This window comes from Nocardioides sp. NPDC047086, assembly GCF_040643685.1.
In the GTDB taxonomy this organism is placed as follows: Bacteria; Actinomycetota; Actinomycetes; order Propionibacteriales; family Nocardioidaceae; genus Nocardioides.
The window spans coordinates 47,909-73,878 of the sequence record NZ_JBEYUV010000026.1; the positions used below are offsets into that span (position 1 = coordinate 47,909).

Annotated in this window: 29 protein-coding genes and 1 riboswitch; of the genes, 14 read left to right on the forward strand and 15 right to left on the reverse strand. The window is 70.3% G+C overall.

The features are described 5' to 3' along the window. Nucleotide 1: 1 nt before the first annotated feature. Both ABZ796_RS18580 and ABZ796_RS18585 read right to left on the reverse strand, forming a co-directional pair. The gene (locus tag ABZ796_RS18580) at nt 2–631 is read right to left on the reverse strand and encodes an L-threonylcarbamoyladenylate synthase (RefSeq protein ID WP_357338780.1); all 630 of its coding nucleotides are present in this window, start codon (nt 629–631) and stop codon (nt 2–4) included. 33 nt (nt 632–664) lie between these two features. Continuing rightward, entirely contained in the window at nt 665–1,663 is a 999-nt protein-coding gene (locus ABZ796_RS18585) for a 4-hydroxy-3-methylbut-2-enyl diphosphate reductase (RefSeq protein WP_357338781.1), read from the reverse strand. A 145-nt stretch (nt 1,664–1,808) separates the two neighbouring features. Here ABZ796_RS18585 and xseA point away from each other — a divergent pair, with 145 nt between their 5' ends. Then, on the forward strand, nt 1,809–3,041 hold the full coding sequence (gene xseA / locus ABZ796_RS18590) for an exodeoxyribonuclease VII large subunit (RefSeq protein ID WP_357338782.1): 1,233 nt from the start codon (nt 1,809–1,811) through the stop codon (nt 3,039–3,041). Beyond that, on the forward strand, nt 3,034–3,234 hold the full coding sequence (locus tag ABZ796_RS18595) for an exodeoxyribonuclease VII small subunit (RefSeq protein ID WP_357338784.1): 201 nt from the start codon (nt 3,034–3,036) through the stop codon (nt 3,232–3,234). Before xseA ends, ABZ796_RS18595 begins: the two co-directional genes overlap by 8 nt. 154 nt (nt 3,235–3,388) lie before the next feature. On the opposite strand, the gene ABZ796_RS18600 is transcribed toward ABZ796_RS18595, so the two are convergent. Beyond that, a complete protein-coding gene (locus ABZ796_RS18600) occupies nt 3,389–4,012 on the reverse strand; it encodes a DUF4245 family protein (RefSeq protein WP_357338785.1) in 624 nt (207 codons plus the stop codon). Between the two features lie 130 nt (nt 4,013–4,142). On the opposite strand from ABZ796_RS18600, the gene ABZ796_RS18605 reads away from it, so the two are divergent. From ABZ796_RS18605 to ABZ796_RS18660, 12 genes are all read left to right on the forward strand, one after another. Further along, nucleotides 4,143–4,532: a TOBE domain-containing protein gene (locus ABZ796_RS18605; protein WP_357338787.1), complete on the forward strand. Its 390-nt coding sequence runs from the start codon at nt 4,143–4,145 to the stop codon at nt 4,530–4,532. Further along, on the forward strand, nt 4,529–5,284 hold the full coding sequence (gene modA, locus ABZ796_RS18610; RefSeq protein ID WP_357338788.1) for a molybdate ABC transporter substrate-binding protein: 756 nt from the start codon (nt 4,529–4,531) through the stop codon (nt 5,282–5,284). Before ABZ796_RS18605 ends, modA begins: the two co-directional genes overlap by 4 nt. Nucleotides 5,285–5,342: 58 nt before the next feature. Further along, nucleotides 5,343–6,104, forward strand: coding sequence for an ABC transporter permease (locus tag ABZ796_RS18615; protein ID WP_357338789.1), 762 nt, complete (start codon nt 5,343–5,345; stop codon nt 6,102–6,104). Next, complete coding sequence (locus tag ABZ796_RS18620) at nt 6,101–6,799, forward strand: ATP-binding cassette domain-containing protein (protein WP_357338790.1); 699 nt, start codon at nt 6,101–6,103, stop codon at nt 6,797–6,799. The genes ABZ796_RS18615 and ABZ796_RS18620 overlap by 4 nt, the downstream gene beginning before the upstream one ends. A 42-nt stretch (nt 6,800–6,841) precedes the next feature. Next, nucleotides 6,842–7,861: a class II fructose-bisphosphatase gene (glpX, locus tag ABZ796_RS18625; protein WP_357338791.1), complete on the forward strand. Its 1,020-nt coding sequence runs from the start codon at nt 6,842–6,844 to the stop codon at nt 7,859–7,861. Nucleotides 7,862–8,040: 179 nt separating this feature from the next. Then, the gene (locus ABZ796_RS18630) at nt 8,041–8,508 is read left to right on the forward strand and encodes a hypothetical protein (RefSeq protein ID WP_357338792.1); all 468 of its coding nucleotides are present in this window, start codon (nt 8,041–8,043) and stop codon (nt 8,506–8,508) included. After that, nucleotides 8,505–8,810, forward strand: coding sequence for a hypothetical protein (locus ABZ796_RS18635; RefSeq protein WP_357338793.1), 306 nt, complete (start codon nt 8,505–8,507; stop codon nt 8,808–8,810). Before ABZ796_RS18630 ends, ABZ796_RS18635 begins: the two co-directional genes overlap by 4 nt. Beyond that, nucleotides 8,807–10,597, forward strand: a complete 1,791-nt coding sequence (locus ABZ796_RS18640; RefSeq protein WP_357338795.1) for an alpha/beta hydrolase — start codon at nt 8,807–8,809, stop codon at nt 10,595–10,597. Before ABZ796_RS18635 ends, ABZ796_RS18640 begins: the two co-directional genes overlap by 4 nt. A gap of 65 nt (nt 10,598–10,662) precedes the next feature. Beyond that, entirely contained in the window at nt 10,663–11,100 is a 438-nt protein-coding gene (locus ABZ796_RS18645; RefSeq protein WP_357338796.1) for a hypothetical protein, read from the forward strand. A gap of 20 nt (nt 11,101–11,120) precedes the next feature. Next, nucleotides 11,121–12,041, forward strand: a complete 921-nt coding sequence (locus tag ABZ796_RS18650; RefSeq protein WP_357338798.1) for an alpha/beta hydrolase — start codon at nt 11,121–11,123, stop codon at nt 12,039–12,041. 3 nt (nt 12,042–12,044) lie between these two features. Further along, nucleotides 12,045–12,710: a helix-turn-helix domain-containing protein gene (locus tag ABZ796_RS18655; protein ID WP_357338799.1), complete on the forward strand. Its 666-nt coding sequence runs from the start codon at nt 12,045–12,047 to the stop codon at nt 12,708–12,710. A 48-nt stretch (nt 12,711–12,758) separates the two neighbouring features. Next, the gene (locus ABZ796_RS18660; RefSeq protein ID WP_357338800.1) at nt 12,759–13,736 is read left to right on the forward strand and encodes a cytochrome c oxidase assembly protein; all 978 of its coding nucleotides are present in this window, start codon (nt 12,759–12,761) and stop codon (nt 13,734–13,736) included. A 1-nt stretch (nt 13,737) separates the two neighbouring features. On the opposite strand, the gene ugpC is transcribed toward ABZ796_RS18660, so the two are convergent. From ugpC to ABZ796_RS18720, 12 genes are all read right to left on the reverse strand, one after another. Further along, nucleotides 13,738–14,808 carry a sn-glycerol-3-phosphate ABC transporter ATP-binding protein UgpC gene (gene ugpC, locus ABZ796_RS18665; RefSeq protein ID WP_357338801.1) on the reverse strand — a complete coding sequence of 357 codons (1,071 nt, stop codon included), beginning with the start codon at nt 14,806–14,808 and terminating at the stop codon, nt 13,738–13,740. A 104-nt stretch (nt 14,809–14,912) separates the two neighbouring features. After that, entirely contained in the window at nt 14,913–16,637 is a 1,725-nt protein-coding gene (locus ABZ796_RS18670; protein WP_357338802.1) for a sulfatase-like hydrolase/transferase, read from the reverse strand. A gap of 120 nt (nt 16,638–16,757) precedes the next feature. Beyond that, nucleotides 16,758–17,453, reverse strand: a complete 696-nt coding sequence (locus ABZ796_RS18675; RefSeq protein ID WP_357338803.1) for a DUF1707 domain-containing protein — start codon at nt 17,451–17,453, stop codon at nt 16,758–16,760. Nucleotides 17,454–17,521: 68 nt separating this feature from the next. After that, nucleotides 17,522–18,199, reverse strand: a complete 678-nt coding sequence (locus ABZ796_RS18680; RefSeq protein ID WP_357338804.1) for a DUF1707 domain-containing protein — start codon at nt 18,197–18,199, stop codon at nt 17,522–17,524. Between the two features lie 71 nt (nt 18,200–18,270). Then, entirely contained in the window at nt 18,271–19,959 is a 1,689-nt protein-coding gene (gene thiC / locus ABZ796_RS18685) for a phosphomethylpyrimidine synthase ThiC (RefSeq protein WP_357338805.1), read from the reverse strand. After that, a complete protein-coding gene (gene thiD, locus ABZ796_RS18690) occupies nt 19,956–20,798 on the reverse strand; it encodes a bifunctional hydroxymethylpyrimidine kinase/phosphomethylpyrimidine kinase (RefSeq protein ID WP_357338806.1) in 843 nt (280 codons plus the stop codon). Before thiD ends, thiC begins: the two co-directional genes overlap by 4 nt. Then, the gene (locus ABZ796_RS18695) at nt 20,795–21,430 is read right to left on the reverse strand and encodes a thiamine phosphate synthase (RefSeq protein ID WP_357338807.1); all 636 of its coding nucleotides are present in this window, start codon (nt 21,428–21,430) and stop codon (nt 20,795–20,797) included. The genes thiD and ABZ796_RS18695 overlap by 4 nt, the downstream gene beginning before the upstream one ends. Then, the gene (locus tag ABZ796_RS18700) at nt 21,427–22,194 is read right to left on the reverse strand and encodes a thiazole synthase (protein WP_357338808.1); all 768 of its coding nucleotides are present in this window, start codon (nt 22,192–22,194) and stop codon (nt 21,427–21,429) included. The genes ABZ796_RS18695 and ABZ796_RS18700 overlap by 4 nt, the downstream gene beginning before the upstream one ends. Beyond that, nucleotides 22,191–22,391 (reverse strand): sulfur carrier protein ThiS, encoded by a 201-nt coding sequence (gene thiS / locus ABZ796_RS18705; protein ID WP_357338809.1) that lies wholly within the window; start codon nt 22,389–22,391, stop codon nt 22,191–22,193. The genes ABZ796_RS18700 and thiS overlap by 4 nt, the downstream gene beginning before the upstream one ends. Then, a complete protein-coding gene (locus tag ABZ796_RS18710; RefSeq protein WP_357338810.1) occupies nt 22,388–23,560 on the reverse strand; it encodes an FAD-dependent oxidoreductase in 1,173 nt (390 codons plus the stop codon). Before ABZ796_RS18710 ends, thiS begins: the two co-directional genes overlap by 4 nt. After that, nucleotides 23,560–24,165, reverse strand: a complete 606-nt coding sequence (gene thiE / locus ABZ796_RS18715) for a thiamine phosphate synthase (protein ID WP_357338811.1) — start codon at nt 24,163–24,165, stop codon at nt 23,560–23,562. Before thiE ends, ABZ796_RS18710 begins: the two co-directional genes overlap by 1 nt. Next, a riboswitch (TPP riboswitch) is annotated at nt 24,159–24,268 on the reverse strand. Its footprint overlaps the gene before it by 7 nt. A gap of 60 nt (nt 24,269–24,328) precedes the next feature. Next, nucleotides 24,329–25,873 (reverse strand): helix-turn-helix domain-containing protein, encoded by a 1,545-nt coding sequence (locus ABZ796_RS18720; RefSeq protein WP_357338812.1) that lies wholly within the window; start codon nt 25,871–25,873, stop codon nt 24,329–24,331. Between the last annotated feature and the right edge of the window lie 97 nt (nt 25,874–25,970).

Consider the following 25,970-nt stretch of genomic DNA (forward strand, 5'->3'; position numbering starts at 1 on the left):
ATCAGTCCAGCGCGAGGAACCCGGAGACGTCGCCGGCACCCTCACGGATGATCTCGGGCTGACCGTCGGACCAGTCGATGACCGTGGTCGGCTCGGCCGGGGTCTCACCGGCCTCGATGACGATGTCAACCTGGTGGTCGAGCGCCTCCTTGACGTTCCAGCCGAAGACCTCCGGCTCGGTCTCACCGGGCAGGATCAGCGTCGAGGACAGCAGCGGCTCACCGAGCTCCTCGAGCAGCGCCTGCACGACGGCGTGCTCGGGGATGCGTACGCCGACGGTCTTCTTCTTCGGGTGCATCAGCCGTCGCGGCACCTCGGGGGTCGCCGGGAGGATGAACGTGTAGGGCCCCGGCGTCGCGTGCTTGATCGCCCGGAAGGCGCTGTTGTCGACGTGGACCATCGTGCCGAGCTGCGCGAAGTCCTTGCAGATCAACGTGAAGTGGTGGCGGTCGTCGAGACCACGGATCCGCAGGATCCGGTCGCGCCCGTCCTTGTTGCCGATCCGCGAGCCGAGCGCGTAGCCGGAGTCGGTCGGATACGCGATCAGCTGGTCCTCACGCAGGGCATCGACGACCTGGCTGATCAGACGGGACTGCGGGTTGTCAGGGTGTACGTCGAGATATCGGGCCACCCCTCGACCCTAACGCCCATGGGCGGGCCGGGATCAACCCCTCGCGGCAGCGGCCTTCAGGTCCTTGCGCAGCTCGGTGGGCAGCGCGAAGATGAGCGACTCCTCGGCACTCTTGTGTGCCTTGGCGTCAGGGAAGCCGCGCTCCTTGAGGAACTCGACGACACCCTCGACCAGCTTCTCGGGCACGCTGGCCCCGGAGGTGACCGAGACGCTGCGTACGCCCTCGAGCCAGGACTCGTCGATCTCACCGGCGTCGTCGACGCGGTAAGCGGCCTTGGCTCCGGCCTCGAGAGCGACCTCGACCAGGCGGACCGAGTTGGAGGAGTTGCCCGAGCCGACGACGATGACCAGATCGCTGGCCCCGCCGATCTCCTTGACCGCCTGCTGACGGTTCTGGGTCGCGTAGCAGATGTCGTCGCTGGGCGGGTCGAGCAGCTCGGGGAACTTCGCCCGGAGCGCGGCGACCGTCTCCATGGTCTCGTCGACCGAGAGGGTGGTCTGGGAGAGCCAGACGACCTTGGCGGGGTCGGCGACCTCGATGCCGGATACGTCGCCGGGGCCCTCGACGAGCGTGGTCGCCTCGGGCGCCTCACCCATCGTGCCCTCGACCTCCTCGTGACCGGCGTGGCCGATCAGCAGGATGCTGTAGCCCTCGCGCGCGAACCGCTTGGCCTCCAGGTGGACCTTGGTGACCAGTGGGCAGGTCGCGTCGATCGTCTTCAGCTCACGCACGGCCGCGTCGGCGTGGACCGCCGGGGAGACGCCATGGGCGGAGAAGACGACGGTCGCACCCGAGGGCACCTCGTCGAGCTCGTTGACGAACACCGCGCCGCGGTTGCGCAGATCGTCGACGACGTGCTTGTTGTGCACGATCTCCTTGCGCACGTAGACCGGCGCGCCGTAGAGGTCCAGCGCCTCCTCGACGGTGATCACGGCCCGGTCCACCCCCGCGCAGTAGCCGCGCGGCTCCGCGAGGAGGACAGCCTTCTCGTCGTCGGAGATCAGGCGTGGGGTGCCGAGGTCGATGCTCATGGCTCCAGTCTAGAGATCCCTCCTGAAACCCGCCGAGTCGGCGCATCCTGACCGCCGTCCTCGCCGAGTCGGCTCGTCATGACGCGCCGACTCGGCGAGGATCTGGGTCAGGATGAGCCGACTCGGCGGCACTAGGGTTGGCGCCATGGCGTTGGACACCTCTCCCGAGTCGCCCGCCCCGGTGCGGCAGATCGCGAACGCGATCGGCGGCTGGATCGACAAGCTCGGTGCGGTCTGGGTGGAGGGGCAGGTGGCGCAGCTGAGCCGGCGGCCGGGGATGCAGACGGTCTTCTTGACCCTGCGCGACTCGGTGGCAGACATCTCGGTGCCGGTGACGTGCACACGGTTCCTGCTCGACAGCCTCAACCCGCCGCTGGTCGAGGGCGCCTCGGTGATCATCCACGCGAAGCCGTCCTACTACGCCAACCGCGGCACCCTGTCCCTGCAGGCCCGCGACATCCGCCCGGTCGGGCTCGGTGAGCTGCTCGCCAGGCTCGAGCAGCGCCGGCAGCTGCTGGCCGCCGAGGGGCTCTTCGCCGCCGAGCTCAAGCGCCCGCTCCCCTTCCTGCCGACCAAGGTCGGGCTGCTCACCGCGGCCAACTCCGCGGCCGAGCGCGACGTGCTCGAGAACGCGAGGCGACGGTGGCCGCAGGTGCGGTTCGAGGTGGCGTACGCCGCGATGCAGGGGGCGCGCAGCGCCGCCGACGTCGTCGAGAAGCTACAGCGGCTCGACCGCGACCCCGAGGTCGACGTGATCGTCATCGCCCGCGGCGGCGGTTCGGTCGAGGACCTGCTGCCCTTCTCCGACGAGCACCTGATCCGTGCGGTGCACGCCGCTCGCACCCCGGTCGTCTCGGCGATCGGCCACGAGCCCGACTCGCCGCTGCTGGACCTGGCTGCCGACGTACGAGCCTCGACGCCGACCGATGCCGCCAAGCTCGTCGTGCCCGACGTGGTCGAGGAGCAGCGGATCGTCGCGACCGGGCGCGACCGGCTCCGCGGCGGGATCGCCGCGCTGATCCATCGCGAGCAGACGCTCCTGGACGCGCTCCGTTCGCGGCCGGTGCTGGCCGATCCGCGCTCGCTGATCGACGCCCGGCGCGATGAGGTCACCTCCCTGCGCGACCGCGCCCGCCGCACCGTCGGGCATGCCCTCGACCGGGCCGCCGACGACATCGGCCACCACCGCGCCCGCGCCCGCGCACTCTCACCTCTGGAGACGCTGAGACGGGGGTACGCCGTCGCCCAGGATGCCGACGGGCACGTGCTCACCAGCGTCGCCGACGCCGCCGAGGGCGCCGCCGTCAGCATCCGCCTCGCCGACGGCCGCCTGGCCGCCACCATCACCTCGACCGAGAAAGACGCAGCCGATGACTGACGACGACAAGAACCTGTCCTATGAGCAGGCCCGCGAGGAGCTGGTCGAGGTCGTTCGCAAGCTCGAGGCCGGCGGCATCACCCTCGAGGAGTCGCTGGCTCTGTGGGAGCGCGGCGAGAAGCTGGCCACACTGTGCCAGGAGTGGCTCGACGGCGCCCGGCAGAAGATCGACGCCGCGATCGCCGAAGACTGACTCACCCCGCTGGTCGAGCCGTGAGCGCCAGCGAGCGTGTTGGTCTCGACACGCCTCCGCCTAGCGGCTCCGGCGGCTCGACCAGCGGAGTACACGACACCGGCGGCTCGACCAGCGGAGTACACGACTCCGGCGGCTCGACCAGCGGTGGTCGCTACTTCAGGGGCTCGGTGGTGAGGAGGGCGAGGTAGTCGCGTACGTCGCCGTCCTTGGGGCCCCAGAGCATCAGGGTCTGGCCGTCGACGTCGGCGGAGTAGGCGGTGTCGCCGTCGGAGTCGGACCACTCGGTCCAGGTGTTGGCCACGTCGGTCTTGATGGTGACCTCGTCGCCCTCCTTGGCCTGGGTGTCGACGTTCTTCTGGGCCAGCGCCTGGGCGGAGCGGGCCGAGAGCTCCACGCCGACGTAGGAGGTCTCGCCCTTGACGAACGACATGGTCCACGCGGGCTCCTCACCGCCCTGGTACGACGGGTCGGTGTTGGCGTACCAGCCCGAGGGCAGCTCGCGCGGGTAGACGACGTCGAGGTCGGCGGTCTGGGCGCTGCGTACGGCCTCGGCCCAGTCGGCCTTGTAGGTCTCGTTGGCACCGCTGACCTCGCGCTCGAGGTTGCCGCGCCACTGCACGATCAGCACGATCGGGACGACGAGGACGAGCAGGAAGATCATCGACCCGATCAGGGCGCCGAAGGTGCGGGGGTAGCTGCGCGCCGGGACCTCCGGCTGCTCGCCCGTCGGCTGACTCGACGGCTGGGCGGGCTGCTGCTGATCGGTGTCGCTCACGCCCTCCATGGTCCCACTCGACCGATGTTCGCTCGAATCGTGGTCTCGACGAGCTCGGCCAGCACCGCCAAGTGTTCCGCAGATGAGGACATCTTGCGCACCAATGCTCCGCAGATGCGATACTTCTCCGGTGACCACGTACCGCATCGCCGAAGCCGCCGATCTTCTCGGCGTCAGCGACGACACCGTGCGCCGCTGGATCGACGCGGGCCGGGTCGAGGCGACAACGGAGAACGGTCGGGCGGTCGTCGACGGCATCGTCCTCGCCGAGCTGGCCACGGAGCTGGCCGATGCCCCCAACCCGGACCGGGCCAAGGCGGTCAGTGCCCGCAACCGGATGCTCGGGATCGTCACCAAGACCACGCTGGACACCGTGATGGCCCAGGTGGAGATGGTCTGCGGGCCCTACCGGATCGTCTCGCTGATGAGCGCAGAGGCCGCCACCGAGCTCGGCCTCGAGCCCGGTGTCAGCGCCGTGGCATCGATCAAGTCAACCAACGTCGTAGTGGAGCGCCCATGATCACGAAGACCACAATCTCCACCGCTGTCGCCGTGACGGCCTTGCTCGCGCTCGCTGGATGCGGGAGCTCGAGCGAGGGGACGCAGGAGCAGGAGCTGACCGTCTTCGCTGCGGCCTCGCTGACCGACACATTCACCGAGCTGGCCGAGGAGTTCGAGAAGGACCACCCCGGCGCCAAGGTGACCACCAGCTTCGGCGGCTCCTCCGACCTGGTGGCCCAGATCGAGGACGGCGCCCCGGCAGACGTCTTCGCCTCGGCCGACACCAAGAACATGGACAAGCTCGGCGACCTGGCCACCGACCCGCAGGACTTCGCCTCCAACACCCTCGAGATCGCCACGCCCCCGGGCAACCCGGCCAAGATCAAAGCCTTCCAGGATCTCGCCAAGGACGGCACCAAGGTCGTCGTCTGCGCGGTCGAGGTCCCCTGCGGCAACGCGACCGCCCAGATGGAGACTGAGACGGGCGTCGACATCAAACCGGTCAGCGAGGAGCAGTCGGTCAGCGACGTGCTCGCCAAGGTCACCTCCGGTGACGCCGACGCCGGACTCGTGTACGTCACCGATGTGACCGCCGCGGGCGACACCGTGACGGGCGTCGAGTTCGAGGAGTCCGACCAGGTCGTGAACACCTACCCGATCAGCGCCCTCGACGGCGCCGACGATGCCGACCTCGCCCAGGAGTTCGTCGACCTGGTGCTGAGCGAGGCGGGACAGAAGGTGTTGTCCGATGCCGGCTTCGGCCAGCCCTGATCTTCTCGGGAGGTCCGGACGGACGGACCGGCAGCGGGGGGCCGGTCCGTCCGTCGGTATGCCACGCTGGCTGTGGTTCCCGGCGGCCCTCGCCGCGGCCTTCATCATCGTCCCGCTCGTCGCGATCATCCTCCGCGTCGACCTGGCGAGCTTCCCTGCGCTGATCACCTCGCCCTCCGCACTGGAGGCGCTCTGGCTCAGCCTGCGCACCGCCGTGGCGAGCACCGTGTTGTGCATCGTCCTCGGCGTACCTCTCTCCACGATCCTCGCCCGCACCAGCTTCCGGGGCCAGGGTCTGGTGCGCTCGCTGGTCCTCCTCCCGCTGGTGCTGCCGCCGGTCGTCAGCGGGCTGGCGCTGCTCTACACCTTCGGTCGCCGGGGCCTGCTCGGGCAGTCGCTGGACCTGATCGGCATCCAGATCACGTTCACCACGCTCGCCGTGGTGATGGCACAGACGTTCGTCGCGCTGCCGTTCCTGGTGATCAGCCTCGAGGGCGCGCTGCGCACCAGCGGCACCCGCTACGAGGCGGTCGCGGCCACGCTCGGCGCGCGCCCGACCACCGTCTTCCGACGGGTCACGCTCCCCCTTGTCGGCCCCGGCCTGCTCTCCGGCTCCGTCCTCGCCTTCGCCCGCTGCCTGGGCGAGTTCGGCGCCACGATCACCTTCGCCGGCAACCTCCCCGGCGTCACCAGCACGATGCCGCTGCAGGTCTACCTGCTCCGCGTCGACGACCCCGACGCCGCGGTCGCGCTCTCGCTGGTGCTGGTGGTCGTCGCGGTCGCCGTGATCGGCTTCGCCCGTCACGGGAGGGCGATATGAGCGAGCTCCACCTCCGGGCGGTGATCGCCCAGCGCGGCATCGACGTCACCCTCGACGTGGCCGCCGGCGAGACGGTCGCGCTCACCGGCCCCAACGGTGCCGGCAAGTCGAGCCTCCTCGGCGTCATCGCCGGCCTCCTGCGCCCCGACGAAGGAGAGGTACACCTCGGCGACCGCGACCTGGACGGCACTCCCCCGCACGCCCGCGGGGTCGCGCTGCTCGCCCAGGACCCGCTCCTCTTCCCGCACCTGTCGGTGCTGGCCAACGTCGCCTTCGCTCCCCGCGCCCGAGGCGTAAGTCGCCGCGAGGCCCACGAGCTCGCCGTGCGCCACCTCACCGAGATCGGCGCCGAGACGCTCGCCGGGCGCAAGCCGTCCCAGATCTCCGGCGGCCAGGCCCAGCGGGTGGCGGTGGCCCGGGCGCTCGCGGCCGACCCCGAGCTGCTCCTGCTCGACGAGCCGATGGCCTCGCTCGACGTCGACGTACGTCCCGCCCTGCGGCAGACGCTGCGCACCGCCCTCGAGGACAGGACCGCCATCATCGTCACCCACGACGCCGCCGACGCCCGCGCGCTCGCCGACCGGGTGGTGGTGGTCGAGCACGGTCGCATCGTCGAGGACGGCCCCACCGAGCAGGTTCTGGAGCACCCGCAGTCGGGTTTCGCTGTGAGGCTTGTCTCTGGATCGATCAAGTGACACCGTGGCCGCTCCACCGCGCCCGGCCGATAGATTGGCCCTATGAACGACACCCAGCCGCTCGGCGTCGCCCCCACCGCTCCTGACCGCAACCTGGCCCTGGAGCTCGTGCGCGTGACGGAGGCGGCGGCGATGGCCGCTGCCCGCTGGGTGGGTCGTGGCGACAAGAACGGCGCCGACGGGGTCGCGGTCAACGCGATGCGCACGATGATCTCCACGGTCGCCATGAACGGCACCGTCGTGATCGGCGAGGGCGAGAAGGACAACGCCCCGATGCTCTACAACGGTGAGCAGGTCGGCGACGGCACCGGACCCGACTGCGACGTCGCGGTGGACCCGATCGACGGCACCACCCTGACCGCCAAGGGGATGAGCAACGCGGTCGCGGTGATGGCGGTCGCCCCGCGCGGCAGCATGTACGACCCCAGCGCCGTCTTCTACATGGAGAAGCTGGTCACCGGTCCCGAGGCCGCCGACGTCGTCGACATCCGCCTCCCCGCCGCCGAGAACATCGCCGCGGTGGCGAAGGCCAAGGACACCACGGCCTCCGACATCACCGTGATCGTGCTCGACCGGCCGCGCCACGACAAGCTGGTCGAGGAGATCCGCGAGACCGGCGCCCGGATCAAGTTCATCGTCGACGGGGACGTCGCCGGCGCCATCTCGGCCGCCCGCGCCGGCTCCGGCGCCGACCTGCTGATGGGCATCGGTGGCACCCCCGAGGGCATCGTCGCCGCGTGCGCGATGAAGGCCCTGGGCGGCACCATCCAGGGCCGGCTGTGGCCCAAGGACGACGAAGAGCGTCAGCGCGCCCTCGACGCCGGCCACAACCTCGACCCCGACTTCGTGCTCCACACCAACGACCTGGTCACCGGCGACGACTGCTTCTTCGTCGCCACCGGCATCACCGACGGCGACCTGATGCGCGGCGTGCAGTACCTCCCCCACGGCGCCGTCGTCACCGACTCCCTGGTGATGCGCAGCCGCTCGGGCACCATCCGCAAGGTCACCTCCGAGCACCAGCTCGCCAAGCTCAAGGCCTACAGCGCGATCGAGTTCTAGACCTCCGTCGCCTGCGCCGGACCGGATGCGCGGCAAGGACCTCCTGGTCCTTGCCGCGCATCTCGTTGTCCCCCTCGTCTCCCGAGCGAACGCCCGTAGTGCCGATTTGTTGCTATCTTGTGGTGCGACACGAGCATCAATGAGCGTCTCAGGTGTATGTCATTCGGGGAGGCATCGACGTGACGGACCCATTCTTCGCTGCGCTACGTGCCCGCCGCCCGGACGTCGACATCGTCATCCTGCCTCCGGACGACCCTCCCAAACCGTCACCCGAGGCGACGTCTGAGGAGCTCAGCCGCTCGGCACAGGTCGTGGACGCGACCTTCGCAGCCATCACCGCACGCGTGTCGGAGCCGGCCTCGGATGGGCCGCTGTGGGAGACGTACAACAGCCAGAACGTACGCCGCTGGGCCCAGCTCGAGGCTCGGGCAGCCGACGGCGACACGATCCTGGCCGGCCTCGACGAGGCGTTTCGAGAAGCGGGGTGGGACTCGCGCGTCGCGGTGAAGGCGTTCCATCGCTGGACCGCTTCACAGCCGGACGTCCAGATCCTCGGCGCCTGGTCCGAGACCCATCACAGACTCGTGGTGACGGTGACCGGCCGGGTCCTCCGTCCCGCGGCGGGCGTACGGGAGGCGTTGACATGACGCTGCACGTCGAGCCGGCCAAGGTCCGGTCCACCGCTGCCGCCTGGGATACGGAGAATCTCCATCTCACCGCCGCCGCGAAGCAGATCCACGAGGTCGGCACCGGTGGCTTCACGCCCGCAGTGGCGAGTCTGATCGGGCAGTTCGTCGAAGCATGGGAGGCGATCGCGACGAAGTCCGCGCGCTTCTCCGAATCCCAGGCCGACGGGCTGAGGAGCACCGCGATCGACATCCTCCGGACCGACGCGAAGACCGACATCAACGCATCCTTGGTGCTGAGCAGCATCAAGGAGCTCCGGTGACCATCACCATCTCGCTACCGCCGACGCCGAGCGAGACGCCCGAGTTCACCGCGGACGGGCAGAAGGTCCACGAAGCCGGGTCCACCCTCCGCACCTCCTCATCGATCTTCGACGACCATGGCTCGTTCGTGGGCGGGAAGGCCAAGGACTCCGGGCTGCTCGACGGCCGGTCGGCCGCCGCGTACGCACAAGCGCTCAATCCCATCGGCAAGCACGTGGACGCCTGCTCGCTGGCGCTGCGCGCCGCGGCCAACGCCATCCTGGGCCACGGCGACGACCTGGTCGACCTCAGAAAGCGTCATCAACGGCTCAAGGACGACCGGGAGCATCTGGCCCGCCAGGTCGACGCGCTCACCGCCCGGGCGAATCCGCTCCCCACCGACGAGGCAGAGCTACACACCCTCAAGTCGGACTGCGACCGCTGCACCAGCCAGGTCGAGGCGTACGAATCCGACCTGGTGAGGTGGACCGAGGATCTCCGGGCCAGCGAGGAGAGGGTCGCCGCCGCGCTTCGCGGTGCGATGACCGAGCAGCAGGTCGACCAGACCTACGCCGGAGTCGCCGATCCCGCTGATGCCGCCAGGGACTCGATGCCGTCGGGCAAGGACCCGACAGCGGTCAAGGCGTGGTGGGACGGTCTGACCGAGGAGCAGCGAGCGGCCATGACCGCTGCCGACCCCGAGATCGTCGGCAACACCGACGGCATCCCGGCGGCGGCCCGGGGCGACGCGAACACGATCTCGCTCGACCGTGACCTCGCCGAGCTCGGCGCCATCCCCGAGGACCAGCGCACCGACGCCGAGCAGACCCGCTACGACAACGCCAGGGCCGCCGAGGAAGCACGGCTGAGGATCTCGAGGAGTATCGACCCGATCACGGGCGAGAACTACGTGCCGCAGGTCTACGCCTACGACCCCATGGCGTTCGATGGTGACGGCGCAGTCGCGATGGCAGTCGGTGACCTGGACACGGCCGACAACGTCTCGGTGAACGTCCCCGGCCTCACCACCGACATGGGGGCCGCCGGCGACAACGCCCAGAACGCCATCAACCTCCAGCAGGCGGCGGCTTTCGAAGGCGGAACCAGCACCGCCACGATGTTCTGGATCGGCTATGACGCGCCCAGCGGTGCCGACTCGGTCGGGGTCGCCGCCGAAGATATGGCCGCCGCTGGCGGCGAACGTCTCGCCGACACCCTCGACGGGCTCAACGCGATGCGCGCCGACGACTTCCACCTCACCGCCATCGGCCACAGCTACGGGTCCACCACCGTCGCCCACGCGATGACCGACCGTCACCCCGGTGCCGACGACGTCGTCCTGCTGGGGAGTCCTGGCGCGGGCGACGATGCCGACTCGGCCGGCGACCTGGGCGTCGGGTCGGGCCACGTCTTCGTCGGCACGAACAGCGAGGACCTCGTCGGCCGGTTGGGGCAGACCGGATGGGTCAGCCCTGCGGCCCTCGGCGCGGGGGTTCTCACCGGCCCCCTCGGTGGCGTCGTCGCCCAGATGGCCGGCGCCGGCCTCGGCCACAACCCCGCCGAGGACGACTTCGGTGCCGTACGCTTCCAGGCCGAGAGCACCAGCAGAGGGTCCATGCCCAACATCGACGACCACGTCAAGTACTACGACCACGACACGGAGTCACTCGCCAACATGGCCCACATCGTCAACGGACAGTACGACGAAGTCGTGCGCGCCGGACAGGCGCACGACCCGTGGTATCGCGGTCCGGTCGATCCCGAGAGCGACCGGACGCCCACCAGCCCGAACACGGACGGCCGATGACCGCCCGGGCACTGGTCGCCATGGCGGCGGCACTGACGATCCTGGTTGCCGGAGGATGTGGCGGAGTGAACGACGAGACCTACACGAAGCTGGAACGCCAGCGAGACGACGTGCTCGCCTGGGCGCGCGATCTGTCCTCCGTCGCCGCGACGACGCTTGCCGCGTCCCCGGAGGATGCCACGGAAAGTTACGACGGGGTGGCCAGATCGGGGCTCTCGGACCAGTTCAAGTCCTATAAGTACGACATCCAGGCGCGGTTCGCCACCGAGCAACAAGACCCCTTGGCTGCGTTGAGCGATGACCTCGCAGCGTACGACCCCACGTTGACCACCTCGAACGCGCTACGGCTCTCGCACGGCGATCTCACGGCCTTCTTCCAGACCTATCCGAAAGGTCCCGGACGGGTCGGCATGTTCGTCGAAGGGCCGGCGATCGAGATCGACCACGACCAGATCCGCGACTGGGACGGCTTCGTCGTCGGCGAACCGGTCGACCTGCAATGACCACACGGTAAAGTCGATATATGACCACCGCCGCCGAGCCGACCGAGTCCACCGCCTTCCTCCCCGGAGGGGTCGAGCTGGCGTACGACACGTTCGGTGACCCCGGCGCTGACCCGCTGCTGCTGATCATGGGGCTCGGTGGCCCGATGACCTGGTGGAACACCCAGCTGTGCGAGCAGCTGGCCGAGGCCGGGTTCTACGTGGTCCGCTACGACAACCGCGACATCGGCCACTCCTCGCCGTATCCGTCCGACGAGCGGATCACCCTCGCCAGGCTGGCGAGGGCGTTCGTGGGGCTGCCGACGCCGTCGCCGTACGCCATGAACGACCTCGCCGACGACGCGGCCGAGCTGCTGACCCATCTCGGCATCGACTCCGCGCACGTGTGGGGTGTGTCGATGGGCGGGATGATCGCCCAGACCCTCGCCATCCGCCACCCGGACCGGGTGCGCTCGGTCTGCTCGACGATGTCCACCACCGGCCGTCGCGGGGTCGGCTTCCAGCACCCGACCCTGCTGCCCGCGCTGGTCATCAAGAAGCCCGGTCTGGAGGGCTACATCGAGCGCCAGATCAAGGGCGGCCTCCAGATCGGCTCCCCCGGCTTCCCCGAGCCCGAGGACGAGGTACGCCGGCGGGCGATCGACACCTGGAACCGCGGCGTCAGCGGGCCGGCCGTCGCTCGGCAGATGCTCGCCATCCTCACCCAGCCCGACCGCACCGAGGACCTCGGGCGCATCAAGGTCCCGTTCAGCGTGATCCACGGACTGACCGACAAGATGGTCCACGTCTCCGGCGGCCGGGCGACCGCCGCGGCCGTCCCCGGTGCCGAGATCACCCTGTTCAAGGGCATGGGCCACGACCTGCCCCGGGCGCTGTGGCCGGCCTTCATCAAGGTCGTACGCCGCACCGCCGACCGCGCCGACCGAGCCGTCTCCGCGTAGCGGATGCGCATCACGGCCCCCGAGGGCGAGTCGGGCTCGCTGCTCGCGCGGGCGCTCGCGGACGTCGCCGAGCCCATCGAGGACGAGGCGGTGACCGCGAGGCTCCTCGACGCCGCCGCGGAGCAGTTCCGCCGGATCGGGATCAGGCGCACCACCATGGAGGAGGTCGCGAAGCGCGCCGGGGTCGCCCGGATCACCATCTACCGGCGCTTCGCCAACAAGGACGCCCTGGTCGAGCAGGTCGTACGCCGCGAGTTCCGGCGCTACTTCGACCAGTTCGTGCTCGACATCGCCGAAGCCGCCGACGCGGCCGAGCGCGTCGAGATCGGCTTCGCCAGCGCGATGCGGGCGATCCGCGGCAACCCGCTGATCGGGGGCCTGCTCACCGTCGAGACGGACACGATGGTGCACTCGATCATCGGCGACGGCGGCCGCACCGTGGCCACGATCGCGCGCTTCGTGGCGGGCCAGCTGCGTCGCGAGCAGCGAGCCGGCAACGTACCCGCCGAGGTCGAGGTCGACCTCGTCGCCGAGCTGATGGTCCGCACCTCGACCTCGTTCCTGGTCACCCCGAGCGAGGTGGTCGACATCGACGACGAGGCGCAGCTGCGCGCGCTCGCCCGGCTGTTCCTGGTGCCGCTGATCACGCCCGCCGGACGGCCCGGCTAGGCCCCGCAGAATCGCCCTCGCTCCCGCCCCGGGGATACCGTGAGCACCATGCACGACCACGGCTCCCTGCCCGCGCTCGGCTGGTCCGAGTTCTTCACCACCTGGAGTCTCCAGCCCGGCTGGCTGCTCGCCGTGGTCATCCTCGGCGCGGGCTATCTCACGCTCCGCAACGCCGCCGGTCCGGCCTCGACGGTCAAGGGCTGGCGGGTGGCGTCGTTCCTGACCGGGCTCGCCCTGATGTACGTCGCGGTCGCCTCGGCCATCAACGGCTACGCGATGGCGCTGGCCTGGATGCACATGGTGCTCCATCTGACGCTGATCATGATCGTGCCGACCCTCCTGGTGCTCGGTCACCCGCTCACCGTCATCGCTGAGACCGGCCCGCGCGCCGAGCGGGCGATGCGCTCGCTCCCGGTCACCGTCCTGGTCCACCCGGTCACCGGCACCCTGCTCTACTCGGTGGTCATCATCGGCACCCACCTGTCCGGCTTCATGGACTCGATGGCGCAGAGCGTGCCGCTGATGGTCGGCGAGCAGGTGGCGTACGTCGTAGCCGGCTTCCTCTTCCTCACCGGCACGATCGGCGAGGAGAAGGTACGTTCCGACCTGCCCTACCTGGGCCGGATCGCGCTCCTCGTCGTCGGCATGGTGCCCGACACGATCGTGGGGATCGTGATGCTGCAGACCGAGCGCGACCTCTACCCGGTCTACTCCGCCGCCCGGCCCGAGTGGGCGCCCGACGCGGTGCGCGACATCCAGACCGCCGGCGGCCTGATGTGGGCCGGCGGCGACGGCGGCATGATGCTGCTCGCCATCGGTCTCGTCATCGCCGTGGTCTCCTCACCCGTGCGCCGGGTCAAGATGACCGGCCGCTTCCTCGATGGCGTACGCAGCAGCCGGCTCGCCGAGGAGAGCGCCCGGGGCATGACGGAGGGCCCCGCCGAGCCGGGATCCGTGGATCCCGACAGCGACGAGGCCCTCGATGCCTACAACGCGATGCTGGCCCGGATGAACCAGCAGCACTGAGTCAGTTGACGCGCAGGCCCGACTCGGTGTCGAAGACGTGGACGTCCTCGGGGTCGGTGGTGACGTAGATGGTGTCGCCCTTGCTGACCTGGTCCTTGGAGGAGACCCGGACGATCAGGGTCGAGGGGACACCCTCGACGTCGCTGGTGCCGTAGACGTAGGAGTCGGAGCCGAGCTCCTCGACGACGGTCACCTGCACCGGCAGCCCGCCCTGGCCCTCGCCGATGACCCGGAAGCTCTCCGGGCGCACGCCGATGGTGATCTCCCTGGGCATGTCGGAGGCGCCGACGGGGACGACGTACTCCCCGATCTTGGCGCCGCCGTCGGCGGCGGTGGCCTTGATGAGGTTCATCTGCGGCGAGCCGATGAAGCCGGCCACGAAGAGGTTGACCGGCTTGCGGTAGAGGTTGAGCGGGGTGTCGACCTGCTGCAGCTCACCGTTGCTCATCACCGCGACGCGGTCGCCCATCGTCATCGCCTCGACCTGGTCGTGGGTGACGTAGACGGTGGTGATGCCGAGGTCGGCCTGGAGCTTGGCGATGTCGGTGCGGGTCTGCACACGCATCTTGGCGTCGAGGTTGGAGAGCGGCTCGTCCATGCAGAAGACCTGCGGCTGACGGACGATCGCACGGCCCATGGCGACGCGCTGGCGCTGACCGCCGGAGAGCGCCTTCGGCTTGCGGTCGAGGTAGTCGGTCAGGCCCAGGGTCTTGGCGGCCTCGGCGACGAGCTTGTCACGCTCGGCCTTCGGAACCTTGGCCATCTTCAGCGAGAACGCCATGTTCTCGGCGACGCTCATGTGCGGGTAGAGCGCGTAGTTCTGGAAGACCATCGCGATGTCGCGGTCCTTGGGCGCCACGTTGGTGACGTCGCGGTCGCCGATCTTGATGGCGCCCGAGTTGACCTCCTCCAGCCCGGCGAGCATGCGCAGGGTGGTGGTCTTACCGCATCCGGACGGGCCGACGAGCACCATGAACTCGCCGTCCTTGATCTCGAGGTCGATGCCCTTGACTGCGGGCTCGTTGGCGCCGGCATACCACCGCTGCGCCTTTTCGAAGCTGACTGTTGCCATGATTCCGTTGTCTCCTTCACCGGCAGGTACGTGCCGGACGATCCGTTGTGAAGTGACCGAGACCACATTGGCCCCGGCGGAGACACCATAGCCCAGATCCGAAATCAGCGGGTCAAAGCCCGGCACACAGCCGGGGCACAGCCCTCGTAGGCGTTGAGCCGGCGCATCAAGTCACGGGCGTACGGCTTCGCGTGGTCCTCGGCGAAGACGTTGCGGTCCTCCCACGGCCGGTCGTAGCGGTAGAGCTCGTAGGCGTAGTCGGTGCCCTTCCAGGACTTGTCCAGGTCGAACCGGACCAGCAGCCCCTGCGATCCGCGCACGGCGATGTAGGACGGGATGATGTCGATCGTCCCGCCCGAGCCGCTGTCGAGGTCGACCTCGCCGGGGTGCGACTTGGCGTAGGTGTGCTCGAAGAAGGCGTACCTCCCACCCGGCAGCCGCGGCCGGCTCAGGGACTGCGCGAACGAGCTCCCGGAGACGTAGGGCGGGGTCGGAGCACCGGCGATGTCGAGGAACGTCGGCGCGAGGTCGATGTTGTTGACGAACTGGCTGCGCTTGCCCGGCACCACGTCGGGGCCGACGACGACCATCGGGACCCGTGTGTCGGAGTCGTAGGGAGCACCCTTGCCGCCGTTGAGCTGGTGCTGGCCCAGGTGGAAGCCGTTGTCGGAGGTCAGCACGATGTAGGTGTCCTCACCGGCGGCCTGGCGGACCTGGGTGATCATCCGGTCGATTGACTGCACCATCCGGGCGCGGTCGCGGTACTGGCTCAGCGCCGTCTCGTCGCTCAGCGAGACCTTGTTGGTGCGCCAGGCAGGAGCCTGCGACGTACGTCCTCCGCGACCGAGGTAGGTGGGCGCGTTGTCCGAGCGGTCGTCGTCGTAGCCGACGAGGTCCTTCAGCGTCAGGTCGGCGCACGCGACCCGGCCGCAGTTGCCGCCCGCGGGGTTGCCGGCGGGCGCCTGGTCGGCGAACGCGGGCGGGAACCAGGTGTCCAGGCCCGGGTAGTGGTGGCCGAGGCGGGAGTGCGGCCCGTAGGCGGCGATCTCCAGGAAGTAGGGGTCCTCGTCGTCACGGTGAGCATTGATGAAGTCAAGGGCGTAATCGCGGGTGACGTTGGTGGCGTACGCCGCGTCCTTCTCCTGCACGGAGGCGTTCCGCGCGGGCTGCGGGTGGTTGTGGAGCTGCACCTCGCCATCGCCGTCGAGGTAGGTGCTCTGGTAGCCCCAGCCGCCGTAGGCGCCGCCGAGGAGCGCGTTCCAGGAGTCCCAGCCGGGCACCTTGGGCGGCGGGACGCGCTTGCCGTCGGGGCCGATGGTGGCCTCGTACGCGTTGATGTACTTCCCCACGAACCCGGTCGTGTAGCCGGCCTCCTGCAGGCCGATGCTGAACTGCTTCTCGACGTTGCCGTAGCGCTGGAAGGCCGACCAGCCGCCGACCGGGTGCTCCGGGTCGTTCTGGGTGTTGGTGAGGACCTTGGTGTGGTGCGGGGTCTGCCCGGTCAGCAGCGCCGCGCGCGAGGGGCAGCACAGCGAGTCGATGACGAAGGAGTTCTGGTAGGTCGCACCCTCGGCGGCCATCTTCGTCGCCTCCGGCATCGTGCGGAGCAGCTCCAGGGAGAAGTCGTCCATCAGGATCAGGACCATGTTGCGGCGCTCGTCGGTCGTGGCGGCGAGCTCGGCCGCGGGGTCCTCGACGGGCGCGGCCGACGGGTCGGCGGCAGCGGAGTCGGCGGCGAGCGTCTTCGGGCCGATGACCAGGAGTCCGGCGACCAGGGCCACGACGGCCACGAGCGCGGCGCCCAGCAGTGCGCTCCACTTCGGCTTCATCCCGAGACTCCTTTGTCTATAATGTAACTACACAATAACTGGTTCAGGCGAGGTTAGTGCCTCATTTCCAGGCACGACAAAATCGGTCCGCGGAGCGGACCATCCCCCGAGAGGTGTTGCTCAGTGCAGGCCGTGCGGCGGGAGCTCGGGCGGCGGCGGCATCCGCAGCTGCTTGTGGCCGCCGGCCCCCTTCAACGGCTTGCGGATGACGTTGACGCCACCCATCAGGGCCAGGCCCTTCACCCGCAGCACCGGACCGCCGGTCGGCTCGATCCCGCGCGGACCGACGTAGCCGCCCATGATGCCGACGCCCTGCATCACGACCTGGACGTCGGGGCCGACGGTGATGTTGACCCCACCCATGATCGCGTTGGCATAGATCACGGTCTCCTGCGCGGAGAACTGCGCCTGACGCATGTCGAGGTCGGCGCCACCCATCAGGGCGATCACGTTGCCGGTCGCCGGCACCGTCCAGACCCCGCGCCGGTCGACGCCGCTCATGATCGCGACGTAGAGCTGGCTCTCGATCGGATTGTCGGCGAAGACCGCGGGACTGTTCCCGGGTGCGGGCTTGGAGAGCGGGACCGGCGGCGCCGGAGTGCCCGCTGCCGGCAGGTCGACGGTGATCGGGATCAGGTCGGCGTACGTCTTGGCCTTGAAGGTCGCCTCGAGGCGGTCATCGAGCTCGTCGATCTCCAGGCGGCCCTCGCCCGCGGCCTCGCGCAGGATGTCGGCCACCTTGTGGCGGTCGGCATCGCTGATCCGGAGGTTCGGATCAGGATTCTGGCCGCGGAATGGCTCGGGGGTCGTTCCCATGGGGCGAATGTTAGTGGGGGGCTCCGAGGTACGCCTCGGTAATCCCCCCGATGGCATTCACTCGACGGCTATTCCAGGCCGAGGTGCTGCTTCAGCGTGCGCTTCGGACCGCGCGGACCCCGACGCTTGACGGTCACGTCTCCCAGCACCGCGATGCCTCGCACTCTGACCACCGGTGAGTCCGCGGTGAGCACCTCGGGCACCTTCTCGGACGGCTCCTTGAAGTCACCGAGGACGCCGTTGCCCTCCACGATCACGTGCACGTGCGGCGGCACGGTGACCTTCACGCTGCCCAGGACCGAGGTGGCGTTGATGACCACCTCGCGCGCGGAGTAGTGCGCCTCGCGCAGGTCGATGTTGGCGTCGCCCAGCACCGCGTTGACCGAGAGATGCTGGGGAACGACCCAGACGCCCTTGCGCTCGACGTTGCTCAGGAACGCGCTGGCGCTGTCGTTCGCCTCGCCCTGGCCGTAGACGACGGGCACCGCGCCGGTGGCCGGCGCCGCGGCCGGTGGTGGCATGACCGGCGCCTGCCCCGCGACCGGCAGGTCCTGCGTGATCGGCTCCAGATCGGCGTACGTCTTGGCCTTGTAGGTCTCCTCGAGCCGCTCCTCGAGCTCGTCGATCTCCAGCCGGCCCTCGCCCGCGGCCTCACGCAGGATGTCGGCCACCGCATGCCGATCGGCATCGCTGACGCGCAGGTCGGCTCGGCGCGGCTGGCCGGGGTGCGGTTCAGGGAGTCCCATGATCCTGAATGCTATCGGCGGAGACCTCGCCCGTCTCTCAGGTTCGACCCTGAGAGACGGGCGACGGCACGTCAGTCGGCGAGCGGCAGATACACGCGGCTCCCCGCGGCCGCGAACTCCTTCGACTTCTCCAGCATCCCCGCCTCGATCTCCTCGGGGGAGGCGCCGTCGTTGCCGCCGAAGCGGTCGCGTACGTCCTGGCTGATCTTCATCGAGCAGAACTTCGGGCCGCACATGGAGCAGAAGTGGGCGGTCTTGGCGCCCTCCGCCGGCAGGGTCTCGTCGTGGAAGCTCTCCGCGGTGACCGGGTCCAGGGAGAGTGCGAACTGGTCACGCCAGCGGAACTCGAAGCGGGCCTTGGAGAGCGCGTCGTCGTGGTCGCGCGCGCCCGGGTGGCCCTTGGCGATGTCGGCTGCGTGGGCCGCGAGCTTGTAGGTGATCACACCGGTCTTCACGTCGTCCCTGTCCGGCAGGCCGAGGTGCTCCTTCGGGGTGACGTAGCAGAGCATCGCGGTGCCGTGCATGGCGATCGTGGCAGCGCCGATGGCGCTGGTGATGTGGTCGTAGCCGGGCGCGATGTCGGTGGCGAGCGGGCCCAGCGTGTAGAACGGCGCGCCGTGGCACCACTCCTGCTGGAGGTCGACGTTCTCCTTGACCAGGTTGAGCGGGACGTGGCCGGGGCCCTCGACCATGACCTGTACGTCGTGCTCCCAGGCCCTCTCGGTCAGCTCGGCCAGCGTCCTCAGCTCGCTCAGCTGAGCCTCGTCGTTGGCGTCGGCGGTGGAGCCCGGGCGGAGGCCGTCGCCGAGAGAGAACGCGACGTCGTACTGCTTGAAGATCTCGCAGAGCTCGTCGAAGTGGGTGTAGAGGAAGTTCTCCTGGTGGTGCGCAAGGCACCAGCCAGCCATGATCGAGCCGCCTCGGGACACGATGCCGGTGACGCGGTTGGCGGTGAGCGGAACGTAGCGGAGCAGGACCCCCGCGTGGATCGTCATGTAGTCGACGCCCTGCTCGGCCTGCTCGATGACGGTGTCGCGGAACACCTCCCAGGTCAGCTTGTCGGCCTCGCCGTTGACCTTCTCCAGGGCCTGGTAGATCGGGACGGTGCCGATCGGGACCGGTGAGTTGCGCAGGATCCACTCGCGGGTGGTGTGGATGTCGTCGCCGGTGCTCAGGTCCATCACCGTGTCGGCACCCCAGGTGATCGCGTGGGTGAGCTTGTCGACCTCCTCGGCGATGGAGGAGGTGACCGCGGAGTTGCCGATGTTGGCGTTGATCTTCACCAGGAACCGCTTCCCGATGATCATCGGCTCGGACTCGGGGTGGTTGACGTTGTTGGGGATGATCGCCCGGCCCGCCGCCACCTCCTCGCGGACCAGCTCGGGGTCGCAGCTCTCCCGCACCGCGACGTAGGCCATCTCCTTGGTGATGATGCCCTGGCGCGCGTAGTGCATCTGGGTGATGTTCGTGCCCCGGCGCGGGGCGCGGCGCTCGCCCTGCCACTCCTGGCGGGCCGCGCCGCGGCGTACGGCTGCCTTGCCGTTGTCCAGCAGCTCGGTCCGGCGGCCCTGGTACGTCTCGGTGTCGCCTCGCTCGTCGATCCACTCGTCGCGACGCGGAGGCAGGCCCTGCTCCGGCTGGGATCCCGGGCCCTCGGTGCAGTAGCGGTCGAAGGTCTCGCCGTTGGTGAGCGCGACCCGGGTAACCGGGACCTTCAGGTCGCCGAGCTCGAGGCGGGTGTGGGCGGGGTGGACGGTCATGCGGTCTCCTTGGTGCTTGTCGGGCTGACCTGGTTGGTGGCGAGATGGGCGATCGGCCCTCGGCCGCGGCCGAGGGTCCAGTGCCGGCTGGTGGCGAGCTGCCGGGCGACGTACGCAGCGGCCTGCACGGCCGCCTCGCGCAGCGGGGCGCCGTGGGCGAGGTGGGCGGCCAGGGCCGAGCTGTAGGTGCAGCCGGTGCCGTGGTCGTTGGCCGTGCGGATGGCGGGGTGGCTGATCGGGACGGGCGGCTCCCCCGGCTCGGCGAACCAGTCGGTGCACTCGCCCGTGGCCGCCGGGTCGCCACCGGTGACGATCACGGCGCACCCGCTGGTCGAGCCGCGAGCGCCAGCGAGCATGTCGAGACCAGCGAGGGCAACCGCGAGCTCTTCCGGCGAACCATCGTGGCCGAGCAACGCCCGGGCCTCGTCGAGGTTGGGGGTGACGACGGTGGCGACGGGGAGGAGATGGTCGAGGTAGGCCCGGCGTACGTCCTCCCCGCCGAGAACCGCGCCGGAGGTGGCGACGAGGACGGGGTCGACGACGAGCGGGCGGCCCGCGCAGATGCGCGCGACGAGTTCGACCGCCCCGGCGCTGCCGAGCATGCCGGTCTTGACCGCTGCGACGGGGAGATCGTCGAACACGGCGTGGAGCTGGGCCTCGACCGTGGCGACCGGGACGGCGTGGATGTCGCTGACCCCGGTCGTGTCCTGGGCGGTGACGGCGGTGATCACGCAGGCTCCGTGGACCCCGAGCGCGGCGAAGGTGGCCAGATCGGCCGCCGTGCCCGCCGCTCCCCCGGAGTCGGTGCCGGCGACGGTGAGCGCGACCGGCGGGTTCATCGGGTCACCCCCGTCGTGGCCAGGGCGGCAAGGAGGTCGCGCACGATCTGTCCCGGCTCGTCTGCGCGCATCACCGCACCCATCACAGCGACCCCGTGCGCGCCGGCACCGACCGCCTCGGCGGCGTTGTCCGGGGTGATCCCGCCGAGTGCGTACGTCGGGAGCGGCAGGTCTCTGAACGCGTCCGGATCCAGCGGCGGCCCGTAGCCCGGCTTCGACTCGGTCAGCGCGTAGGGACTCAGCATCGCGTAGTCGAACCCGTCCTCGGCCGCTCGGGCGATCTCGGCGGGCTGGTGGCAGCTGCGGCCGAGGTGTAACACGCTGTTACACCGACTATCCGGTCGCTCCAATAGGGCGAGTAGTCCTACGAACGACGTGTTACAGCTCGCGGGAGCCGGGACCTGCACCCCAACCGCCGCGGGCAGCGGGGTGTGAGCGGCAATCACGTTCAGACCGAGCGCAGCGAGCAGCTCGGCCAGCTTTGCCCGATGCTCCAGGGGCTCGTCGAGCTCACGGAGCACGACGTGGGTCAGTCCGGCCTCGGCGCACGCCGCCATCGTCGCCAGCAGGCTGCGCCCGAGCGGCAGCTGGGAACGGTCGGTCAGGACGAGCAGTCGCGGTAGCGCGTTCATGCGATCCGGCCCGCCATCGGCGAGGAGGCCCGGGCAACAGCCTGGCGTGGGATCCGGCCGGCGCCGCGGGCGGCGTGGCCCGCCTCGACCGCCAGCCGCAGCGCGCGAGCCATCCCGACCGGGTCGTCAGCGCGGGTCACCGCGGTGGCGGCGAGGACGGCGGCGCAGCCGAGCTCCATCGCCAGGGCCGCATCCGAGGCAGTCCCGACGCCGGCGTCGAGCACGACCGGGACGGACACCGCGGCCACGACGGCCTCGATGGCATGAGGGTTGAGGATGCCGAGCCCGGACCCGATCGGCGAGCCGAGCGGCATCACCGCCGCACAGCCGGCGTCCTCGAGCCGGCGGGCGAGGACGGGGTCGTCGGTGGCGTACGGAAGGACCGTGAAGCCCTTGCGCACCAGCTGCTCGGCGGCATCGACGAGCTCGACGGCATCGGGCATCAGCGAGGTCTCGTCGCCGATCACCTCCAGCTTGACCCAGTCGGTCTCCAGCGCCTCGCGAGCCAGCTCGGCGGTCAGCACCGCCTCGCGTGCAGAGAGGCACCCCGCGGTGTTGGGCAGGATCGGCACCTCCGCCGCACGCAGCTTCTCCAGCAGGCCACCGGCCGACGTCGAGGACGTACGCCGCATCGACACCGTCACCAGGCCGGGCTCGGCCGCATCGATGACGTCCGGGAGCAGGGCCAGGTTGGGCAGGCCGCCGGTACCGAGGAAGAGGCGCGAGGACAGCTCGCGGCCGGCGATCTTCAAGACGCCGCTCATCCGCCCTGCACCGCCATCACGATCTCGACGACATGACCGTCCTGGAGTGGCCAGCGCGCCCAGTCGTCTCGCGGCACGATCTCCTCGTCCACGGCGACGGCGATGCCGCTCGGGCGCCGGTCGCCGGTCCTGGCCTCGAGCAGGTCGGCGACGGTGCCACCGACCTCCATCTGTTCGCCGTTCACGGTGATCTTCATCCGTCCTCCTTCGTACGGAACCGGCGCGGATCCACCGCGGGCTCCACTGACCCTGTCTCGATGTGCTGGGCGACGAGCCGCGCGATGAGCGGCGCCAGCAGGACCCCGTTGCGGTAGGCGCCCGCGGCGAGCACGACTCCCGGCTCGTGGGTCGGGCCGACGAGCGGGAGGTTGTCGGCGGTGCCCGGGCGGTCCCGCGAGGTCACCTCGACCACGCCGGCCCGGTCGAGCCCCGGCACCACCCGGCGGGCGGAGTCGAGCAGGCGCCACACGCCCTCGACGGTCGGCAGCAGCGGACCGTCACGCTCCTCGGTGGTGGCCCCGATGACCACCTCGTCGCTGTCGACCCGCGGCACCACGTAGATCTGCTCGCCGTGCGCCCAGGCTCGCACCGTCCGCTCCACCCGCTCCTGCGTCCGCACCCGCACGACGTCTCCGCGCACCGGCCGGATGAGCGCGGAGTACGGCGCGGGGAGGTTCGCTCCGGTGGCGATGACTGTCACCTCAGCGGCTGTGTTGGTCTCGACACGCCTCCGCCTAGCGGCTCCGGCGGCTCGACCAGCGGTGATCCCGTCGCCTCGACCAGCTGTGATCCCGTCGCCTCGACCAGCGGTGATCCCGTCGCCTCGACCAGCGGTGATCCCGTCGGTCGAGCCGGATTCGTGAGGAACGAACGAATCCGTGTCGAGACCAACACGGTCCCCGACCCGATCGAGCAGCGCGGCGACGACCGCACGCGGGTCGACCGAGTGGTCCTCGGCGAGGAAGGCGCCACCGGCGACCCGGCCGAGCCCCGGTTCGCGAGCGAGCAGCTCGCGACGCAGGAGCCTCTCGTAGGAGACGCCGGCGAGATCCAGCACCGCGAGCTGCCGCTCGACCTGCTGGACGTCGCCGGCGTCGACGCCGACCAGCAGCGTCCCGCGGGTGTGCACCGGCACCCCGAGCCGGGCGGCGAAGTCGGGCCAGAGCGCCAGGGAGGACAGGCAGAGCCGGGTCAGGTCCTCCTCGCCGTACCAGGCCTCGCCGGCCGGGCTGAGCATGCCGGCGGCGGCGTAGGACGCACCGGAACCCGGCGACGGGTCGACAACCTCGACATCGTGCCCGCGACGGATCAGCTCGTCGGCCACGGACAGCCCGACGATCCCGGCACCGAGGATCCGCACCCGCATCAGCCGACCGCTTCCACGAGCTCCTTCGCTGCTCGGTGTGGGTCCGGTTGTCGCCAGAGCCCGCCGATCACGGCGACCCCGTGGGCACCGGCGGCGCGTACCGCGCCGGCGGACGCTGCCGAGATCCCACCGATCGCGATCAGCGGCAGCGCCCCGGCCGCGGCCCCAACCGCCTCGACGCCCAACGGGTCGGGAAGACCGGCCTTGGACGAGGTGGCGAAGACCGGGCCGAACCCGGCATAGTCCGCACCAGCGGCGGCGGCCGCCTCGACCGCGGCACGGTCGCGGCAGGTCGCGCCGATGACCAGCCCCGGAGCGACCGCATCGGCGATCCGCCGGGCCTCGGCCACCGGGAGGTCGGAAGCGCCGAGATGGACGCCGTGCGCGCCTGCGGCGAGCGCCACGTCGAGCCGGTCGTCGACGACCACACAGGCGTCGTACGCCTCGACCCGCTCGATCACGGTCGCCGTCAGCGCGAGCAGCTCCCGCGTGGTCGCGTCCTTGTCGCGGACCTGGAAGCCGGCGACACCGGCCTCGGCGAACGCGGGCAGCAGGGCGAGGTCATCGCTGGCGGAGACCAGGGCAAAAATACGTGGAAGAAGCACAACCAATCACTTCCTTCGCCGGCATGATCCGGATCAGGTGTAACGGTCGGAGCGGCTCCAGCTCCCTCTCAGCCCGCTGCCGCGGACTCCCGTGTGGACGTCTCCGACCATAGCGCGCACCCCCGAAGGCTCGCAGCCCGAGGGCCCGCACAGCGGGACACTGCTAGTAGGTCGAGATCCGCAGCGCCCGCATCTTGGCGTACAGCGTGGTGCGCGAGATCCCGAGCTCGCGGGCGACCGCGGCCTTGTTGCCGTCGTGCTTGATCAGCTCGTGCACGATGACGTCGCGCTCGGCCTGGTCGAGCGGCCGCACGGCCGAACGCGGCCCCGGGACGGAGCCGAGCTTGGGCGGCAGATCGGCGGCGACGATCGCACCGAACCGGCGCCGTGCGGCGGCATGGGTCAGCACCGCGCGCAGCTCGCGTACGTTGCCCGGCCAGCGGTGCTCGACCAGCATCCGCTCGACGCCGGGGGTCAGGAAGGCGTCCGGGTTGATCCCGGAGAGCAGCTCGCGCGCCAGCCCGGGGATCTCGTCGCGGCGCGCGGCCAGCGGCAGCTTCTCCTCGACGCGGGAGGCCAGCGCGGCCACCGCCGCGGTGTGCTCGGACAGCTCGGCCAACGGCGCCGAGACCATCACCACATGAGCCCGGTCCGGGCGATCCAGCGCGTCCGCGACGACACCGAGCAGGGCGTCGGAGAGCAGCTCGAGGCCGTCGATGACGACGGTGCCCACTCCGGCCGCCATCCGGCGCCGGAACTGCTTGGCCCAGTTGCCGTCGCCCTCCAGGACCGTCGTGGCACCGGTCAGCAGCGTGATCGGAGAGGACGGCGCGAGCTCCCTGGCCAGCGACGTACGCCCGGACCCCGGCGGTCCGGCCACCAGGATCGTCCCCGGCTGCCGTGCGGTCTCCGACCGCGCACCGACCGAGAGCCCGCGTCGTGGCTCGCGGGGCTCGATGCGTACCAGCGCGGCCAGGCGGCGGGTGTCGAGCACCTCGGCATGCACATGGACCGACTCCCCCGACTCCAGGTTCATGTCCATGACCGTCACCCCCGGAAGATGTACGTCCTGGAGCAGGATCCGCAGGACGGCGATGTCCGCGCCGGTCAGGGTGTCCTGGGCCGTCTGGTTGGCCACGGTCAGGTTCTCACCGACCGCGACCAGCGCACCGCGACACCCCACCACGGCCTCGTGGAAGGCCAGCAGCAGCTGCTTGTCGGTGGTGCGGCTGCCGTCCTGGAGGCGCCGTTGGATGTCAGTCACCGCGCGCTGCACCACCGGCCGCAGGAGCGGGTTGGCGTCGCTGGCGAGGGAGGTGATGTCGAGGACACCCTCGATCCGGTGGGTCACCGGGTGCCGGATCGGCATCGCGAAGCAGCTGAAGTCGCGCAGCATCTCGGCGAAGTGCTCGGGGCCGTGCACCTGCACCGGGAGCCTGGTCTCGAGCGCGGTGCCCGGCGCGTTCGTGCCCAGTCGCTCCTCGAGCAGGCTGGCGCCCAGGTCCACCCCGAGGCCGTCGAACGCTCTCGCCACCTGTGCCCGGCCGCACCAGCGGTGCACGATCCGGCAGTCCCGGTCGACCAGCACCGTGGCGTACGTCGTGCCGTCGAGGTTCTCGGCGAGCTCCTTCAGGACCGGGCCGGCGGCCTCGTACAGGGATCCGTGGGGGTCGATGTCGACGGGCGAGAGCGAGCCGTGGGCGCGCACCGGGTCGACTCCGGCAAGCCGGGAGCGATGCCACGACGCGGCGATCCGCTCCGGCGCTGACGGTTCCGGCGATGACGTCGAGGTCGGCACAACATCC